Below are 17,805 nucleotides of genomic sequence, written 5' to 3'. Positions count from 1 at the left end.
TTATTATTGCGGATCCCAGCCTGCAATGTCTTGTGATGAAAAGGTATACGTCAATTTCCGATGATAAGCAGCTTCATAGGCACGACACTTTTGCTGGTAATCGCGTTGCATCATTTGAAAACTGTTGTCCCGAACCGATAATTTGGGATCGGGATAAATGGGATCAAGGACGTGGAGAATGTAGCGAACTTCCCGCAGTTGTTGATTCTCTCTGGCCGGCAGATCGCGAATTTCCGTGAAACAGGAAATGATCGGCACATTGCCAGATGCCGCGTAAAAATAAGCGCCGCGCTTTGGTGGCCGCGGTTTGCGGTAATTAAACCACATCTCCTGTTCTGGATAAATCAGAACCCAATGATGCCCGTTAAACGCCGCCGTCAGCATTTGCATAAACGGGCCGTTCAGAAAACTGGGTCGCCCGGATAACGGAATCGTATCATCATAGTTCATGACAAACCCCAACAGCCCTTTCATGGCCAAGTTCGTATCCTGACTCACGATATACATCCGATGACGACCTGCCAAACGGACCGCTTTACGTACCGCCATATTTTCAAAAGGACTGAAATGGTTGCTGGTAATGACCCCGCCACTTTTAATGGAGCGAATCTTATCAATGCCAACAACGTCGACATCCTTTGTCACCCGCAGCGCGTAAGCATTCACCATGAGGCGGCAAATCAATGTTTTGAGCCGAAACGACCAGGCCTGTCGCTGATGCAGGTAGCGGTTGATGATCGCCGTTTCCTCAGCTTCGGAAAAAGTCGGATCATGCTGCTCGACTTTGACGTTGAACGTTTTGGCAGTAACCGCTCGGCGAATGTTCTCAATCACCGCCGCCCGATCCGGTCCGACAAACTTTCCCGATTTCATAGCGCCACCTGTTCACCATGTTTGACGGCATTCAAGATGGTGTTACTTGTATGACATGCCTGGACTGCGGTCTTCAACATGCCGGCCATACTGTCGCGATCGGCTTGTTGATCAGCTGGCGTAAACGCCGCTAACTGCTGCTTCAAATCGTTTTCAAACCCCGAAGCCGGCGCGTAATGCCAGAACCGGTCGCCTAGCTTGGCATTTTGATAGTGCCACGGCTTACCAAAAAGATTATAGTGAATCAGCTTACCACCAGGTTCTGCAGCGGTCGGCACGCCGGTTTGCATGTTCCAGATTTTCGGTAAGTACTTGATTCGATGCTGTGCAATGACATTAATGTAATCCTGATCAGCCGCAATCATTGTGAAATGGTACGTTTTCAACAAATGCAGGAACCGACTTGAAAAGTGTTCCTTCCGCAACTGAGCCAGATTCATCAATAACACGCCCGAATTAATATACTCGCCTGGTTGAACGCCAAAATCACGTTGGATGTATTCAATCGTCTCCGGATAAGTCATCATCACCGGATCAGCCACGCCGGCAAATAAATGATCGCCCATGTCCGTTGCAAATAAGGTGGTTAGATCCCCATCGGCTACCGTATCGGCATCGATATAAATAGCTTTATCATATTGGGGAAACATGTCGGCAATAAACAGCCGAAAATAAATTGTCAGCGTCACATAATCGCCGCGTAACTTATTTGTATCGCCACTAATTTGTTTTGTCACCGCATCCATCGCAATGAATCGGATCTTAAAGTGCGGTGCTGCCAATGCTGCCAGTCGCTTTTGGTTATCCGCCAATAAGCCGCTGTTAAGAATATTGATTTCAAAATCAACTTGGGGATTTTTATTCGCCCGAATCGAGGTCAGCGCAACGGCCAGACATGGGACGTACCCATCATCTACCGAAAAGAAAATTGGAACCGTGGTCGTATTGGTCATTTAAGACACTTCTTTCAATTTAGGGGCTAGATGCCGATAATCTTTTAACAAATCATCATATTCATGTAAGCCTAACTGCTGATGCACCGCCTGAATCTGCCAAGGCTTGACGGTCACAATCCGAAAATATGGCCAGAAACGGAAAAAAGTCGTGAAATGTTGAAAGACGGTATCCGGTTTAAGCTGATGTTGTTCGTTATATTTTTGCGGCAAGATTCGTTTGAATTTAGCCTTTATGTTCAAAGCACTTTGATCCGGCATGAACAGCCAGCGATGCCGAACCAGCCGCCGACACCGAACCAACAAACCATCTTCCCGAATATGGGCAAGATTCATCAACAGCACGCCGGAATTAAGATAATCGAACCAGGCAAGCCGATGATGAAACCACCATTTGCCATAATGATCTAAGACACCGGCAATATCAACATCCGTCATTGATTGATTGTAAAACGCATCAAACGGGCGACGGCAAATCACATCCGTATCCAGGTACAATACGCGATCGGGCAACTCCGGCACTAAATCGGCATACAGCCGAAGCATACAGTAAGGCGTAAACATCGTGCCCATGTTAGCAAGCGGTGGATTAGCCAAGAATTGGTCCGTGATGTCAATCCGCGTCAGTTGATGAGCCGGATTCTGTGCCTGCATCAGCTTCGCCATCCGCTCAGCTGTCTCAGCAGCGAACGGTTGGTAATGATGGCCCTTGACAGTTAACGTCGCCGTCAAAATAAAAATATGTAACGGGTGGCGCGTCTGCCTCATTAGCGACAATGTGGCAATCAAAACGCCGTCTGTCATGCTCGCGTCACCGCAAAACAAAATATTGGTGGTCACGGCCGCGCCCTCCCTTCCTGTTGGTATCGAATATACTCGGTATTGCTTAAAGTGGCACGGTTCGTCATGACTTTTTTTACCTGCTGGGCTAACTTTTGTTGCCGCAACTTGATTGGGAGTTGACGATCAGGCCAAAATGGACCGTCGACATACAAAATACGCCGCGGTTTGCGCCGCCAGTGACGTTTTTGATACGTCATGGTGGTCACAAAAACCGGCGCATCAAGTTCGACAGGATAATGAAACGCACCGGTCTCAAACGGGCGGATGCCGGTATAATACGGCCAGACATGGGCTTCAGGATAAATCATGACAACATGCTTAGCCTGAATAAGCTGGCGAATTTCGGCATTGAAATCTCGCAACTGATGTAAACGCCGCGGAACCAGGACACCCCCGCCATAAGGTACCAGACGGCCAAGAACCGGAACGCTCAAATTAGCAGCAGACGCCAGTGTAAATACTCGACGTGACTGGTTTACCCGCATTGGTGTGAAAACATCCCCAAACGGCTGGGTATGATTCCCATAGACAAAATAACCGCGACCGGCTGCCTGACGAAAAGCCTGCCGATTGCGGACATGCAGCTTTATGCGACAGTAGCCTTGGGCAAACAGCCATGATCCGCCATAAACAAGATCCGCTTTCAGTCGAAACCCACGCGTAGGCTGCCACCGATAATTAGCAGGGATGACGGAATTTTGATTAGGCGCTGCAACAACGTCATCGGTCAACCGCCGATAAGTCAAAACTTTAGCCATCAAGATCTCCTCTCTCCCCGTGAGTGAACATGTTATGGCGCCCGAACGTAAACCACTCCGCTCTCAAGCCAAGAACGGTACCATCACCATTAATAACAAAAATAACGCCACCAAAACAATTTGCGACCCACTAACAGCATAACGCGTCAGCAAAGTTAGTCAATCCTAAATTTAAAAATGGCAAGTGGTCACTCAATCTATACACATCATTAAAAAGGCTTTAGCCGGCAATCGTCAAAGAGAAGTTAAGTGATCGCTCAAATTACTGTCAATGTTCAACAACCCGATTTTTTACGCTTTTGCAGCTCGTCGTAACCGCCGTAATATAAAGAGTGTTGCAATCCAAACAACCGCAAAAATCAGTGCCGAAAGCATTGCCCGATCGAACAGCATGATAATAGCGGTCAGGAGGAGAAACCCTAAAACAAGGTAATCCGAAACTGGATAAAACGGCATCCGAAAGCCTTCCTTATGTGGATATAACTTTTTATATCGCAAGTGCGCCAACATGATCATGGCCCAGACAAACAGAAAGCTGATCGTGGCCATACTTGAAACCAACGTGAAAACCGCGCCAGGAAGGAAAAGATTCAAAACAACCGCCACGGCAATCACAGCCGTCGAGATCAAAATCGCGCGAGCCGGCACCTGCCGCCGTGACAATTTGGCCGCCCACTGCGCTGATTGACTTTTACCGGTGACCGTCAATGAGAAAAGTAGCCGACCAGTACTGAAAATAGACGAATTACATGCCGAAGCTGCAGCAGTTAACACAACAAAATTGATGATATCAGCGGCAAATGGAATACCCACGTTATTGAAAACTTCAACAAAGGGACTGTTAACCGGCGAAACATGCCGCCATGGATAAATACACATGATGACAAATAGCGCGCCTACGTAAAATAACAGAATCCGCATCGGAATTTCGTTAATGGCCTCGGGAATCACTTTATGCGGATCCTTTGTCTCACTTGCCGTCAACCCGACCATTTCGATCCCGACAAAACTAAACACAACCATTTGCAGTGACATTAAAAAGCCACCAAATCCTTTGGGGAAAAGGCCCCCATCATTGACAAGATTAGCCAGACTCGCATGGCCGAGCGGCGTTTTGAAACGAACAATCATCATGAAAATGCCCAGGACAATCAGCCCAATAATCGCGACAATTTTGATCAACGCAAACCAAAACTCCGCTTCACCGAAAAGCCCGACGCTAACCAAATTCAGTAACAGCAAGACAGCTAATGCAATTAAGCCCGGCAACCACTGCGGAACGTCAGGCAACCAAAACTTAATGTATAAGCCGATGGCAGTCACTTCGGCCATTGCCAGCGCGACCCAGCAAATCCAGTAAGTCCAGCCTGTGACCCAGCCAGCATCTTTTCCCAAATACTTGGTAATAAAGTCAATAAATGTGTGCGAATCCACATCAGACATCAATAACTCGCCCAATGCCCGCATCAACAAGAAACAAATGCCACCAGTTATTAAATAAGCAAACAAAATCGAAGGACCGGCCGAGTGAATAGATTGACCGGAACCAAGAAACAAACCAGTTCCAATGGTACCCCCAATCGCAATCAGTTGAACATGGCGACTTTTCAAATTCCGCGCGAGTTCAGGTTGATCATCTTTTTCGGCTTGCATGCGCTTCCTCCTTAAATATAAATGACCCGGGTCAGCTAAGAAGATAGTAAAAAACCGACTTCTTAGCCAAATGTTTTCGATTCGACAAATTTAAAAGTTTGGATGTTAAATTCGAATATGACAATACGACCGCTGTTATGCCATCATACACGACAACAAACACTGACAGGTACTTTCAACCAATTGATCATAGCAATATCGTGTCATTATCAGGAATGGTACATATCGTTTAACGAATGTCCGTATTAGAAAAATTATACACCATTTTCAGAAAACCCCAAACCAATCACTGATCGACAATCTTAATTTGCTCGGGTGCCATTTTATCTACCAGGAAGCTTTGAAGGGTTTGCGGCGCTTGGCGGAAGTGCAATCTTAAGACCGTCACCTGCCCCATCTGTGCTAATAAAAGTGTCCCGGTGCCTTGTGCCTGCAAAACGAGTCCACTCAGATTTTGATACATCCGAATACTGCCCAAACCGCCAATAATAGCAGGATCCGCCAAACCTTTTTGCCAGCTTGCAAAGCAAAGAAACATGACCACAATGAAGCCGCCACTGACCAAATCGTCAAAATGGCGACTTTGCTGCAGCGTTAGGACTAGGCTAAAAGCGGCAATCGCCAGATAAAAAACGATTCGCCAGACTTTTGGCGTTGCGCGGATCCGCACATGTACAATATCAAAAATGGTGACGCCGACCGAAACAATAGCAATTAAAACATACGCAATACTTAATAACGACATAAACATCCTCCTGTTGGTGATAACTTATTCTAACCGATTGCGCGCTAAAAAGCAGGAACCCACTCGCAGAGCGCGAGCTGGCGCGGTTAGAAACCGGAGTGTAAGTGGCCTCAGGCGTGATTGCCCGGTCTTGGCCATTTGCCCTGGAAGGTCCTTACACGCAGGTTTCTGGCCCAGGGAACGCGTTTATGAGGGCAGCAAAGAAAACCAAACAGGCACTGGAGACGCGTTGCTTAAGTCTCCAGTGTCTGTCTGGTTTTGATAAAATATTGCAGTACTTCTGTGTAGCAGTGCGCCACTGAAATAAAATGAGCTGACGCTAACACTTCTGATGCAACGTTATTTACAACACAATATTGGCTGCCGCCCAATCCTTGACCTTACCAATAAAGGCCGCAAATGCGTCACGATCATTGAGGTCCGGAAACTGCCCAAGTAAGACCTGCTTAGCGCGTTTGACGTCTGGACTTGGCTTTTGCAAAATCAATAGGCTCTTTTCCGCATTCTTATCGGCAAAAAAATCATCTGGCAAGTTTAACAAACCCTGAAAATACATGGCCTTTGCCAGCCATTTGGTTAAGCCCTCTGCCTCTTTAGAGCGAAACACCTGACTAGGCACATAAAACAAGCCTAATCCGCCCGGCTTCAGGACATTCATGCTTTGTTCAATTAACAGGTGATGCGCATAAGAATGGCCTTTCTTGGTGGCAGTCGCAAACTTTTTAACGCGTTCATCAACCGGGTAATAGCCCACTGGCAAATCTGAAACCACCACGTCAGCATCTTTAAACAAAAGATTGTCCAAAGCATCTTGATGAAATAAATCAACGTCTAAGTGTTGAAGACTGCTACTCATTCCTGCTACTGCCAGCAACGCCTCATCATTATCAACGCCAAAGCCTTTGACTTCGACATTCCAGGCCTTGTGAAGCTGATTCATGACCGCAAACAACAAATTTCCGGTTCCTACCGCCAAATCAGCAACCCTCAGTTGATCGGGATGTTGTTGAACAAAGATGGTGACCATAAATGTTGCCAGACTAGCCATCGCGTCCGGCGTTATTTGCTTGTTCGGCTCAATCCCATCGACTTTAATAGCTTTCACCAAAACCAACTGTAACGCCTGACGAATTTCTTCCGGCTCATAGGTAGCCAGCTTAATTTGATCAAACAGCGCGGTTAGCTTCTTTTTTGCCTCATCATTAGGCAAACCATCTTCCTGCATCACCTCACCTGAGTCAAGATCCTCTCCGGCTTCAGTAATCGCCGCAATAAAAGATGTCTTCAACTGTTGATTCAAGATCGTCGTGCTGTCATCTAAAACATGGTAAAGCTTTTCAAGATGTTCGTTTGCCAAACCAGTGCCTCCTCGTTACTCTGTCAGTCAACGCGTGTCCCTACAGGAAATTTCCCGTGACCCTTAATTGACGCCTTGTCTTTTAGTGTACTGATTGGCAAAAACTTATTCAAGCATCTCTGCTTTGGAAGCCTTGATTTCTGAAGGTTGTGCTGTTTCGTTTGTTGATGAATTTGATTCGGTGGTGTCACTCGATGGCACAGTTTTATCAGTGAATGTCTCTTCCGACGCCTGACTCTTAGCTTCGCCTTGTTGCCTCCAACGTGAATACGCCGCTTCAAATTGAGCTTTTTCGACTTTTGCGATCACTTGATATCGTTGCTGCCATAGTTTGAATTGTTCGAACAGGCCAACAGTCAAAGTTAGAAAAACAGCAAATAAGATCAACGTGTTGACAAACACACTCCCACGAAGCTTCATGGCTCCAAAAACACCCCACCTTCAAATGGTTGAGCTGACTTTAATCGTAAGGTATATAAGAAGCCCTGTGGAGCAGCTTGAAACTTTGCTGACTTAACTTGCATAAATAAAGGCACGTGCCCATCATCATTCGTCCTAGATCGAATAATGCCTTCTTTACCACGTTTGGCATAAAACTCATATGCATATATCTTGGTTTCGGCACCATCCTGTCCTTGCAGGCGCACGCGATTATCCTTCAGCTCGAGTTGTTTCATTTTATGAGCGTACACATCTGCTTGTAAATCTTGTTCTGCTTGTAAAGCTTGAATTAAATATTGGTCTTGTTGGGTAAAACGTTGAATCCCAGTTAAAAGCGGTCGCCAAAGCAACAGAACTACCATCATCAATCCCAGTCCGATGACAACCTCGACCAAACTAAAAGCTTCAAGGGGTAAATGAGAAAATCTTCCCTTTCTTGTTGTCATGAACGCGGACCCCCTTCTCGCGCAACTCCACCTGCCATACATCAGGCCCTACTTTGACCTCGGTTCTTCCACCTGGTGATGGTAATCGAACCAACGCAATTCGTGCTGCATAATAAGCCGTCGTTTCCTGGCGGGCTGGAATCACAACCCGCTGATATGTTCGAATTAAAAGCGTTATCCAGCTTGCTGCAATTAAAACCACCCCCAAAGCAGCCAAGTGTTCAACTAGTAAAACACCGCTCAGTTTTTGACGAATACGCCTCGCCCCCATCCTAGTTGAAAACTCACTCTCCAAAATCGTTTTTCAGCGTATTTAAAATTTAGCGAACCAGCTTGAGTGATTTTCCCCCTTGGGTTACAAGAAATTGTTGACGAACCGTCATATGTCAAAGAAGAAGGAAATTTTAATACTCGAAATTTACCGTCAATTGTTGCAAACTCCACCTGTCTTTTTGAACCTTTTACGTACATATCGCCGTTTTTGTGATCGCTCCTTGCCTTCATCTTCAGCATTTCCCATTCTTCGATGAGCGTCTCCATAAACTCCCGCTCCTGCCGATGCGTCAGGGCCCCTCGTCCAACCGGCACCGCTACCAAAGCTAATGCCGTCAAAATAAACATCACCGCAACGATCTCGATCATGGTAAATCCACTTAACCGTTTCATTTAGCGAATTTTGGCGGCGAACCGGATGTTAGTTTATAACCGCCTTTTTTAAGTGCATCGGCCTGACTTTGCGAAATCACGTCTTTTTTGACCAGTTGATCAGGGGAACTAAAATCAACGCCACCTTGATCAGGCTCGTTGTAAGTCATTTCCAACTGCGTATTGACAGTCGCAACCGTGGCTTTCAGATTTTGCGTATCAACGCGTTTCATCTGTCCTTGAATCGTCAAGACCAGTGCCAACGTTAGCAAAATAATCACACCTAAAGCTGCTACGACTTCGATGAGCGTGAACGCCCGTAACTTTTTCCGTCGCATGTTCAAACACCTCCTAAGGATTGATAGAGTGGCAATAAGATCTGCAAATAAACCAGTAAAATCTCGCCACCGATTAACAAAAACAAAAGCGGTTGGATCAAATTAACTAATTTCTCCAATTGGCGCTGCAAATTAAAAAATAGTTGCTCTCCGAATAGCTTGAGGCCTTCCGCCACCAGATGTCGTGACTGTCCCATCGTTAATAAACGCGCGACTTCATCTGGGACAAAAGGTTCCTGGAGCGCCTCAGTCAATTCCTGTCCACGTTGGACTTTCGCCTGAATCCGACTGCCTAAATTTCCCAGTGGCCCTTCTAGCGTCGCTAAATGCCGACAAAAATCAGAAATATCAGCTCCTGCCAACAAAAATTGAGCCGCTCCGGAAGTAAATTGAAACTGATAATACATCCGCAGAACCTGCCGCATTCCCGGCACTTTTTGTAGAACCAAGAGACGCTTAAGCGGGGTTAAACGGCGCCAAATCAAATAAATCAGTACGCCAAACCCGATCAGAACAGCGAGACCACCTAACTGAACCAATACCAATTCCGATCTCGGCAAAGACAAGGCCGGTAGCACGCCAAAAACCACCACAACCTGTAAGACCATCAACATGGCCAATAACAGACACGGATAAACAAGCAGTTGGGTCATTTTCTGCCGATTGCGCACGCGTAAGCCAAGATAATCGCCCGCTACTGTTAGCGCCTTAGCCAAATCACCGTGAATCTGTGCCAACTGTAACTGTTGAAAAAGGATCGGTGCCAGCTCTTGGTGCGCGACCGCTTCTGAAAAGGCAATTCCGTTAGCCAGTTCCGCTTCAATCCGTTCCCAAACAATCCGGTATTTTGGCGCACTGACGCGCAGGTAAGCAAAAACATCTGGTAAACTGAAACCAGCCGTGATTAACGCAGCACTCTGGCGGCAAAAACGTTCCTGCGCAATTAACGGCACCTTCATGAAACCACCTCTTGTGCTTGGCTTTGCGACGAGCGTTCAAAAACAACCAGTTCTGCCACCGGGTGAATCACCGGACGATAGCACAACGCAATTGCCGCACTGGCAGTCAACGCAGCCGCAACCAATGCTTCAGATAGGCCGAAACTCGTTAACCGCAAAGGCGTATCATCGGCCGAGCGTGCATGAACCGTTGCCAACACAATATGACCGCTAATGGCTGCTTCACAGGCACTTTGCGCGGTTTGCCGATCACGAATTTCTCCGATCAATAAGACATCGGGACGATGACGCAAGGCCGCCTTTAGCAGCTGAGGGTAACTCATCTCTGCTTCCGGATTCACCTGAAGCTGAAGAAATTGAGGTTGATTGATTTCAACGGGATCTTCTATCGACAACACCATTCGCGACTCCGCCAACCGCGTAGCTAATTGATAAAGTAGCGTTGTTTTACCTGATCCGGTTGGCCCGGCCAGCGTCAACATCCCGCGTCGTTGCAACAAAATGCTCATCAACCGATCCAAGAGTTGCCGGGCGCCGTCCGCATCTGGAATGCCGCTGATTAACCGCACGACCAACGACTCACGGCCGCGATAGTCCGCCACCGAACTTAATCGCAAAAATACTGACGGCGCTTCTTGATAGAAAGCACCTAGTTGAACGCGCCGATGTTCTGCCACGTTCATCCCCGCCATGAATTTCAGGTAATTAATCTCCTGTTGCCCTATGCGCGTCTCCCGCCTTGCCAGGGTCATCAGTCCTGTAGGTAGTCGAAGTCGAACAAGATACCCCTCTGCACTCGGCAAATAATAGATATCACTGGCGCCTTTTGCCAATGCACTCGTCAACAATTCATTCACTGATTGCATGCCTTTCCCCCCTACACTAAAAGAGTTCGCAATTCACAGGGAAACTCCTTTTACTGCCGATTTTTGAGCAAAATAAAAAAGACAACGCATCTGCATTGCCTTTTCAAACATGTTCTAATAAATCATTTAGTCGTCTGGCCAGTCGCCGGCTGTGTAGACTTCCTGAACATCGTCATCGTCTTCCAGTTGGTCAATCATCGCCTGGAACTGTTCAACTTTGTCCTTGGGAATCGGTGTCAGGTTTTGCGGCACCATGGTTAATTCATTTTCCACGAATTTATAACCCTTTTCTTCTAACGCATCACGAACCTGCGCGAATTCTTTAGGGTCGGTATAAATTTCAAAGGCTTCATCCGACGTCTGCATATCTTCGGCACCGGCTTCAAGCGCATCTTCCAGCATCTGGTCTTCGTCAACGTCAAAATCTTCGCGGGAAATAACCAGATAGCCCTTGCGATCGAACATATAGGAAACCGCACCGGCTGCCGCCATATTGCCGCCGTGACGGGTAATTGCAACCCGCACGGAACTGGAAGTCCGATTACGGTTATCGGTTAAAGCTTCGACCAGAATCGCAACGCCACCCGGGCCATAGCCTTCATAAGTCACTTCATCATAATTAGCTGCATCGCGATCGCTCGCTTTATCTAACGCCCGTTTGATGTTGTCTTTAGGCATGTTGGCAGCTTTGGCTTTGTCCATGACCAAACGGAGGGATGGGTTACCACTGGGGTCAGGACCACCTTGCTTTGCTGCCATGTATAATTCACGTGATAATTTCTGGAAAATCTTACCACGCTTAGCATCCTGAGCGTTCTTACGGCCTTGGATGTTATGCCATTTGGAATGTCCTGACATGATAAACCCTCTTTTCATAAGTATAGATGCATACGGATCGTTAAAATTATAGCAAAGAATGAACCGTTATTCAACGTCGCTTCCGCCGCCACCATAGCCATCCCCACATCACCGTCACGGCAATGGCTGCTGCCACTGTGTCCAGCATCACATCCTGAAACAACGGCGTCCGGCCGCCTGTCAACATCTGGTGGAATTCATCAAACGCGGCAATACCAGTACAGCTCAACGTCACCAGTGGCCAGTGAAGCCACCGATTCTTTTGATACATAAATGTTCCTTGGGTCAAGCCTAACCCCAATAGGAAAAAGATCGTGACGTGCGCGCCTTTGCGAATAAAGAACTCGACAAATTTAAAGTAACCCACCTCTGCTACAGATTGCGTTTCACCGGCATAATCAAAGTGAATCGTGCTCAGAAATGGTTTAAAAGGTTCACTTTGCAACAGCCGTTCCATGAGCGGCACAGTTGTCTGCTCCTTATAAGTCATACTTGAGCTCACGAATAAAATAAATAAAAGTGCTGCAGTTAACCAAAGTCCCCAATGGCGTTTAAAAGAATGCACAAACTTGACCTACTTTCACTCATAATTTTCTCATCTACTGTATAATGAACGTATTTCGAAAGGAAGTGCTGATATGTCTTACCCGATTAACTGGAATCTCGATTCAATCTTCCCCGGTGGCATCGACTCACCACAACTTGCCGCCCGAATCCAACAGGTAGCAGACGAATTGCCGCAACTGGAAACTCAAGTTGCTGCTTGGTCGCCTAGCGATGACGCTCCTGAGTTTACCGATTTCAAAACTTTTTGGCAACTGTTTGAAGATATTAGCAAAGGCCTAGGCACTACTGGTAGCTTTGTTGAAATGATTGCCAGCGCCGATACGGCCAATTTAAAAACCGGCCCATTACAAGGTCGGCTCACCACGCTCGAGACGCGTTTTCAAAACATCAATAATCCACTCGCCAAAAAATTAGCCGCCATGTCACAAACCGCGTTCGATCAACTGACGGCAACTGGTACTTTAGCGGAAAGTCGCTTCGGCCTCGCTGAAATGCGCGACCATGCCAAGGATCTGCTTGATGACCAAACCGAAACCATGATCAATGACCTGGCAGTTGATGGGTACACCGGCTGGAGTGACCATTACACCACTTTAAGCGGTAGCCTGAAGTTTCCGGTTGTCGAAGACGGTAAAACAACCGAGCTGAGTGCCGGACAGACGCAGAATAAATTTGAGGGTGCAACTGATCCAAAAGTGCGTCAGGACGTTTTCAACGTTTGGGAACACGTCTGGGATGATCATGCCAGTTTATTCGCCGAAACGCTGAATCATATTGCGGGATTCCGGCTAACCGATTACCGCTTGCATCATTATCCGGATTATCTTTACAAACCGCTTCAATACAACCGCATGCAACGGGCCACATTGGATCAAATGTGGCACACCATCAGCACGAATAAGGCACCATTTGCCGCCTACCTCACTCGCAAGGCCCAACTAACCGGCCAGCCAACCATGACTTGGCATGATCAGTGGGCGCCGGTTATCGTTGGCGATTTTAAGCCAAAAACATACACCTTTGACGAAGCAGCCGAATTCATCGTAAGCAATTTTGCCAAGTTCTCACCAAAAATGGCCGCTTTCGCCAAACACGCCTTCGAAAACGGCTGGATTGAAGCCGAAGATCGGCCAGGCAAACGCGCCGGTGGCTATATGACCAGTGTGCCGGATGTTAAAGAAAGCCGAATTTTCATGACTTTTGACGGCTCGGCATCTGGCGTTTCAACCATCGCCCACGAACTAGGCCACGCCTTCCACAGTGATATTTTGAAAGACATGCCGGTTCTGCGTCAAGATTATGCCATGAACGTTGCCGAAACTGCCTCGACGTTTGCTGAATTAATCGTGGCCGATGCAACTGTCAAAGCCGCCACCGATCCCGCAGAAAAGCTTAACCTACTTGATGCCAAAATGACCAATCCAATAGCCATGCTGCTGAACATCCACGCCCGCTTCCTGTTTGAAGACAGCTTCTATCAAGAACGGGAACACGGCATTGTCAGCGTGCCGCGCCTAAAGGAACTGATGACCGCGGCCCAGCAAAAAGCCTATGCTGGCGGTTTGAGTTCATTTGACCCAATGTACTGGGCGGACAAACTACACTTCTATTTTGACAATCCGCCGTTCTACAACTTCCCGTATACGTTTGGCTACCTGTTCTCTAGCGGCATTTACGCCAAGGCGCAACAAACCGCAAACTTTGAAGATGATTACATCGCACTGCTGCGGGACACGGCCAACATGTCGACAGAGGAACTGGCCAAAAAGCATCTCGGTGTTGATCTGACGCAACCGGCATTTTGGCAGCAAGGCATCGACCTAGCCGCCAAGGATGCGCAACAGTTTATGCAGTTGAGCGAGGATTACTTAAAATAATTGCTGCCCATTTCTTCTTAACGTAAAGATTCTGATGAGACAAAAAGCCTGTTTGCTAAAATGCTAGCAAACAGGCTTTTTAGTGGGCAATATCACCGTTTTAAGATTAACATTTACTTTTCCATCAATACGCGTCTTATTCGACCGTAACGGACTTTGCCAAGTTACGCGGACGATCAACGTCATAGCCGCGATCGGCACTTGTGAAGTATGCCAGCAATTGCGCCGGAATGATGGTAACAAGTGGTGCCAGCAGTGGATCGATGTCGTCCACAATAATCTGGTCACCCTTTTGTGCCTGACTGGCCATCGCAATGTGCAAGACTTTAGCACCACGGGCCTGAACTTCGTCGGCATTACTGCGTGTGCGGGCAGCTGTGACCGGGTCGGAAATGATGGCGACAACCGGCGTATCCTTTTCGATCAAGGCAATGGTGCCGTGTTTCAACTCGCCAGCAGCAAAACCTTCTGCCTGCACGTAGCTGATTTCCTTGAGCTTCAACGCCGCTTCCAGGCTGGCGTAATAGTCGCCGCCGCGTCCGATATAAAAGGCGTTGCGTGTGGTTTTGAACATATCCGTCGCCAGTTCGTGGATACGGTCTTTTTGATCAATCAAAGCTTGCTGGCCGGTCGCTGCCAACCCCAATTGGTGAATGACGTCAAAGTCCTTAGCTGCCTGCAGACCCTTGGCTTCCCCAACGGCCTTGGCAACCAATGCTTCAACGGCAATTTGGGCGGTGTAAGCCTTGGTCGAAGCCACCGCAATTTCCGGACCACCATGCAGCAACAAGGTAAATGTTGCTTCACGGGCAAGGGTTGAACTGCCGACATTGGTAATGGTGAGCGTCTGATAACCTTGCTTCTTAACTTCAACCAGCACCTGACGAATATCAGCTGTCTCGCCGCTTTGGGTTAGGAAAATAAACAGCGGATGCTTGGACAATAACGGCTGATGATAAGCAAACTCCGAAGCAACGTGCACTTCAGCCGGGATGCCTGCCAGCTGTTCAAACAACGGGGCACCGACTAACCCGGCATGATAACTGGTGCCGGCTGCAACAATATATAGACGATCGGCTTGCTGTAAGGCCTTCATCAGGTCCTCAGGAATCACCACATGATGTTGATCATCGGTATATTTTTCAACCAAACGGCGCATCACAATTGGCTGTTCGTCAATTTCCTTGAGCATGAAGAATGGGTACGTGCCTTTAGAAACTTCACCGTCATCGACTTTAACCGTAAACGGCTTACGTTCTTCGACTTTGCCATCAAGTGTTTCGATGTGAATGGCATCAGCCGTCAGCGTCACAATTTCCTGATCCTTGAGTTCAACAAATTGGTCGGTTTCGCTCAGCATAGCCAACGCATCGGAAGCCACAACGTTGAAGCCCTTGCCCCGACCGATCAAAAGCGGGCTCTTGTTCTTAGCCACATACAGCACGGTTGGATCCAGGCGATCAACCATGGAAAAAGCGTATGAGCCTTGAATTAACTTCAATGTCTTGCGCAACGCCTCTTTGGCAGACAGGCCTTGACGGGCAAACAAGGCAATCAGCTGTACCACAACTTCAGTATCTGTGTCACTATGCAGTTCGATGTCTTGAAGGTATTGCTGCTTCAGGTCATTGGCGTTGGTCACAACCCCGTTATGCACCAGATAGAAGCGTTCGTCATTAGAAACCTGCGGATGTGCATTGGCTTCGGTCGGTCCACCGTTTGTTGCCCAGCGTGTATGACCAATCCCCATGACGCCCTGAACATCCGGTGTCACTGCTTTTTCCAAATTAGAAATATGGCCAACCCGCTTGATCAGATGGTCATGACCGGCTTGATCGTTTACATAAATGCCAGCTGAATCATACCCCCGATATTCCAGCTTCTCGAGCCCTTTAAGCAAGATTTGGGTTGCATTTTTCTTACCGATAACACCAACGATTCCACACATAGTCAACATCCTTTTCCTAATGTCTACAAATTGGTTTAGACAGATTTTTTTATTGGTATCGCTAAAAACAAAGCTAACTATATGTTTTAAGCGGCAGTATGTCAATACTAAATTTTCAATGGTATACTTTTCGCAAGATTATTGGTCTATATCCATTCCTCCGAAAACGTGATCAACCTTGAAAATTCAAGGTTTGATTGCTTCAGATTTACCATAAACACTGCAACAAAAAAGCCGCCGAGATTTTTCCTCAGTAGCTTTTTTGGTTAAACCCTCATGTAATTTATATGAATCTTAATCTTTTTGACTGCCCATCTCGCGCTTAACGACTGCGACAATCTGATCAACATAACGTGATACTAGGTCTTCGGTTTTGGCTTCAGCCATCACCCGCAGCAGTGGTTCCGTACCGGAAGGACGCACGAGCACGCGGCCATCGCCAGCCATTTCTTTTTCAACCGTATCGATAGCTTCTTGAATTTCCGGATAGGCTTGCCAATTATCCTTGTCGGCAACTTTGACGTTAACCAGTTTCTGAGGATAATCCTGAACCGGGGCTGCCAGCTCGGACAGTTTCTTGCCCGTCTTCTTCATGACGTTTAGCAAGTGGATACCCGTCAACATGCCATCGCCGGTGTTGTGATAATCAAACAAAATGATGTGGCCGGATTGTTCGCCACCGATGTTGTAACCGTCTTTACGCATGGCTTCCACGACATGGCGGTCACCAACCGCGGTCTGAACAGACTTCATACCATTGGCTTCAAGCGCCTTATACAAGCCGAGGTTGCTCATCACTGTGGTCACAACCGTATCTTGTTTCAGGCGGCCTTGTGACTTCATATAGCTGCCTAGAATGAACATGATCTTATCGCCATCGACAATGTTACCTTCTTCATCAACGGCAATGCAGCGATCACCATCGCCGTCAAAGGCCAGGCCGACATCGGCACCTTTTTCAACGACAAACTTGGCCAACGCTTGCGGATGCGTTGAACCTACGTCAGCGTTGATATTTAAGCCGTCCGGGCTGGTTGCCATCGTATCGAAGTCCGTGTCAAGATCGGCAAAAATCCGGCTAACCAAACCACTGGTAGCACCATTAGCACCGTCTAAACAAACATGAATGCCACTTAAGTCATCCGAGAGTGTCTGCTCCAAAAATTGCGTATACTTGAGCGCACCTTCAGGATAATCGTCAACGGTTCCCAGTCCCTCTGCAGCCGGACGCGGCAGGTTATCTTCCGGTGCATCTAACAAAGCTTCAATTTCTTCTTCCGTTTCGTCAGAAAGCTTGTAACCGTCTGCGCCAAAGAACTTGATACCATTGTCGGCAACCGGATTATGTGAAGCCGAAATCTGAATCCCGGCATCGGCTCCTTGGATTTTAATTAGGTAAGCAACTGCCGGCGTTGTGATAACGCCAAGATCCAGCACTTCAATGCCAACCGACAGTAATCCGGCAATCAAAGCATCTGCTAACATCTGACCGGAAATCCGGGTATCGCGCGCAACCAGAACCAATGGCCGATGACTGGCATCCTCTTTGTGCTGAGTCAGCACATAGCCGCCTGTGCGACCGAGTCGAAACGCCATTTCTGGGCTCAATTCCTTATTAGCAATGCCACGAACACCATCGGTACCAAAATACTTTGTCATCTTAATTTTTCCTCATTTC

18 protein-coding genes are annotated in these 17,805 nt (G+C 47.5%); 1 reads left to right on the top strand and 17 read right to left on the bottom strand.

The annotated features are described in order from the left end of the window. Positions 1–3 precede the first annotated feature (3 nt). The 15 genes from LACSTY_RS04885 to LACSTY_RS04810 form a co-directional block, all read right to left on the bottom strand. Positions 4–873 (bottom strand): lysophospholipid acyltransferase family protein, encoded by an 870-nt coding sequence (locus LACSTY_RS04885; protein ID WP_087911884.1) that lies wholly within the window; start codon positions 871–873, stop codon positions 4–6. After that, positions 870–1,826 carry a glycosyltransferase family 8 protein gene (locus LACSTY_RS04880; protein ID WP_087911883.1) on the bottom strand — a complete coding sequence of 319 codons (957 nt, stop codon included), beginning with the start codon at positions 1,824–1,826 and terminating at the stop codon, positions 870–872. Before LACSTY_RS04880 ends, LACSTY_RS04885 begins: the two co-directional genes overlap by 4 nt. Continuing rightward, the gene (locus LACSTY_RS04875) at positions 1,827–2,666 is read right to left on the bottom strand and encodes a glycosyltransferase (protein WP_087911882.1); all 840 of its coding nucleotides are present in this window, start codon (positions 2,664–2,666) and stop codon (positions 1,827–1,829) included. Next, positions 2,663–3,427 (bottom strand): lysophospholipid acyltransferase family protein, encoded by a 765-nt coding sequence (locus LACSTY_RS04870; RefSeq protein WP_087911881.1) that lies wholly within the window; start codon positions 3,425–3,427, stop codon positions 2,663–2,665. Before LACSTY_RS04870 ends, LACSTY_RS04875 begins: the two co-directional genes overlap by 4 nt. Before the next feature lie 291 nt (positions 3,428–3,718). Continuing rightward, positions 3,719–5,080, bottom strand: a complete 1,362-nt coding sequence (locus LACSTY_RS04865) for an amino acid permease (RefSeq protein ID WP_025013835.1) — start codon at positions 5,078–5,080, stop codon at positions 3,719–3,721. A 286-nt stretch (positions 5,081–5,366) separates the two neighbouring features. Further along, complete coding sequence (locus tag LACSTY_RS04860; protein WP_025013834.1) at positions 5,367–5,825, bottom strand: hypothetical protein; 459 nt, start codon at positions 5,823–5,825, stop codon at positions 5,367–5,369. Between the two features lie 343 nt (positions 5,826–6,168). Continuing rightward, complete coding sequence (locus LACSTY_RS04855) at positions 6,169–7,182, bottom strand: class I SAM-dependent methyltransferase (protein ID WP_087911880.1); 1,014 nt, start codon at positions 7,180–7,182, stop codon at positions 6,169–6,171. A gap of 105 nt (positions 7,183–7,287) precedes the next feature. Continuing rightward, positions 7,288–7,602, bottom strand: a complete 315-nt coding sequence (locus LACSTY_RS04850; RefSeq protein ID WP_087911879.1) for a hypothetical protein — start codon at positions 7,600–7,602, stop codon at positions 7,288–7,290. Then, positions 7,599–8,069, bottom strand: a complete 471-nt coding sequence (locus tag LACSTY_RS04845; RefSeq protein ID WP_087911878.1) for a ComGF family competence protein — start codon at positions 8,067–8,069, stop codon at positions 7,599–7,601. Before LACSTY_RS04845 ends, LACSTY_RS04850 begins: the two co-directional genes overlap by 4 nt. A gap of 240 nt (positions 8,070–8,309) precedes the next feature. After that, a complete protein-coding gene (locus LACSTY_RS04835; protein WP_225362713.1) occupies positions 8,310–8,711 on the bottom strand; it encodes a type II secretion system protein in 402 nt (133 codons plus the stop codon). Positions 8,712–8,731: 20 nt separating this feature from the next. Further along, the gene (locus LACSTY_RS04830; protein ID WP_025013539.1) at positions 8,732–9,052 is read right to left on the bottom strand and encodes a type II secretion system protein; all 321 of its coding nucleotides are present in this window, start codon (positions 9,050–9,052) and stop codon (positions 8,732–8,734) included. A gap of 2 nt (positions 9,053–9,054) precedes the next feature. After that, positions 9,055–10,011 (bottom strand): type II secretion system F family protein, encoded by a 957-nt coding sequence (locus tag LACSTY_RS04825; protein WP_087911875.1) that lies wholly within the window; start codon positions 10,009–10,011, stop codon positions 9,055–9,057. After that, positions 10,008–10,877: an ATPase, T2SS/T4P/T4SS family gene (locus LACSTY_RS04820; protein ID WP_087911874.1), complete on the bottom strand. Its 870-nt coding sequence runs from the start codon at positions 10,875–10,877 to the stop codon at positions 10,008–10,010. Before LACSTY_RS04820 ends, LACSTY_RS04825 begins: the two co-directional genes overlap by 4 nt. A gap of 126 nt (positions 10,878–11,003) precedes the next feature. Next, positions 11,004–11,735: a YebC/PmpR family DNA-binding transcriptional regulator gene (locus LACSTY_RS04815; RefSeq protein ID WP_087911873.1), complete on the bottom strand. Its 732-nt coding sequence runs from the start codon at positions 11,733–11,735 to the stop codon at positions 11,004–11,006. Positions 11,736–11,805: 70 nt separating this feature from the next. Then, positions 11,806–12,300 carry a VanZ family protein gene (locus LACSTY_RS04810; RefSeq protein ID WP_087911872.1) on the bottom strand — a complete coding sequence of 165 codons (495 nt, stop codon included), beginning with the start codon at positions 12,298–12,300 and terminating at the stop codon, positions 11,806–11,808. A gap of 73 nt (positions 12,301–12,373) precedes the next feature. On the opposite strand from LACSTY_RS04810, the gene LACSTY_RS04805 reads away from it, so the two are divergent. Then, on the top strand, positions 12,374–14,179 hold the full coding sequence (locus LACSTY_RS04805) for a M3 family oligoendopeptidase (protein ID WP_087911871.1): 1,806 nt from the start codon (positions 12,374–12,376) through the stop codon (positions 14,177–14,179). A 136-nt stretch (positions 14,180–14,315) separates the two neighbouring features. On the opposite strand, the gene glmS is transcribed toward LACSTY_RS04805, so the two are convergent. Then, positions 14,316–16,127, bottom strand: coding sequence for a glutamine--fructose-6-phosphate transaminase (isomerizing) (glmS, locus tag LACSTY_RS04800; RefSeq protein WP_087911870.1), 1,812 nt, complete (start codon positions 16,125–16,127; stop codon positions 14,316–14,318). A gap of 294 nt (positions 16,128–16,421) precedes the next feature. Then, complete coding sequence (gene glmM / locus LACSTY_RS04795) at positions 16,422–17,786, bottom strand: phosphoglucosamine mutase (RefSeq protein ID WP_049169938.1); 1,365 nt, start codon at positions 17,784–17,786, stop codon at positions 16,422–16,424. Positions 17,787–17,805 lie beyond the last annotated feature (19 nt).

It is taken from the genome of Lacticaseibacillus styriensis, from assembly GCF_030770295.1.
In the GTDB taxonomy this organism is placed as follows: domain Bacteria; phylum Bacillota; class Bacilli; order Lactobacillales; family Lactobacillaceae; genus Lacticaseibacillus; species Lacticaseibacillus casei.
The sequence above is the reverse complement of the archived record's forward strand: the minus strand, read 5'-3'. Positions and strand labels throughout refer to the sequence as shown.

Bases quoted from the DNA above. Each gene is read 5' to 3' on its own strand.
- LACSTY_RS04885 (WP_087911884.1), bottom strand. From the start codon at position 873: ATGAAATCGGGAAAGTTTGTCGGACCGGATCGGGCGGCGGTGATTGAG.
- LACSTY_RS04880 (WP_087911883.1), bottom strand. From the start codon at position 1,826: ATGACCAATACGACCACGGTTCCAATTTTCTTTTCGGTAGATGATGGG.
- LACSTY_RS04870 (WP_087911881.1), bottom strand. From the start codon at position 3,427: ATGGCTAAAGTTTTGACTTATCGGCGGTTGACCGATGACGTTGTTGCA.
- LACSTY_RS04865 (WP_025013835.1), bottom strand. From the start codon at position 5,080: ATGCAAGCCGAAAAAGATGATCAACCTGAACTCGCGCGGAATTTGAAA.
- LACSTY_RS04860 (WP_025013834.1), bottom strand. From the start codon at position 5,825: ATGTCGTTATTAAGTATTGCGTATGTTTTAATTGCTATTGTTTCGGTC.
- LACSTY_RS04850 (WP_087911879.1), bottom strand. From the start codon at position 7,602: ATGAAGCTTCGTGGGAGTGTGTTTGTCAACACGTTGATCTTATTTGCT.
- LACSTY_RS04845 (WP_087911878.1), bottom strand. From the start codon at position 8,069: ATGACAACAAGAAAGGGAAGATTTTCTCATTTACCCCTTGAAGCTTTT.
- LACSTY_RS04835 (WP_225362713.1), bottom strand. From the start codon at position 8,711: ATGATCGAGATCGTTGCGGTGATGTTTATTTTGACGGCATTAGCTTTG.
- LACSTY_RS04830 (WP_025013539.1), bottom strand. From the start codon at position 9,052: ATGCGACGGAAAAAGTTACGGGCGTTCACGCTCATCGAAGTCGTAGCA.
- LACSTY_RS04825 (WP_087911875.1), bottom strand. From the start codon at position 10,011: ATGAAGGTGCCGTTAATTGCGCAGGAACGTTTTTGCCGCCAGAGTGCT.
- LACSTY_RS04820 (WP_087911874.1), bottom strand. From the start codon at position 10,877: ATGCAATCAGTGAATGAATTGTTGACGAGTGCATTGGCAAAAGGCGCC.
- LACSTY_RS04815 (WP_087911873.1), bottom strand. From the start codon at position 11,735: ATGTCAGGACATTCCAAATGGCATAACATCCAAGGCCGTAAGAACGCT.
- LACSTY_RS04805 (WP_087911871.1), top strand. From the start codon at position 12,374: ATGTCTTACCCGATTAACTGGAATCTCGATTCAATCTTCCCCGGTGGC.
- glmS (WP_087911870.1), bottom strand. From the start codon at position 16,127: ATGTGTGGAATCGTTGGTGTTATCGGTAAGAAAAATGCAACCCAAATC.
- glmM (WP_049169938.1), bottom strand. From the start codon at position 17,786: ATGACAAAGTATTTTGGTACCGATGGTGTTCGTGGCATTGCTAATAAG.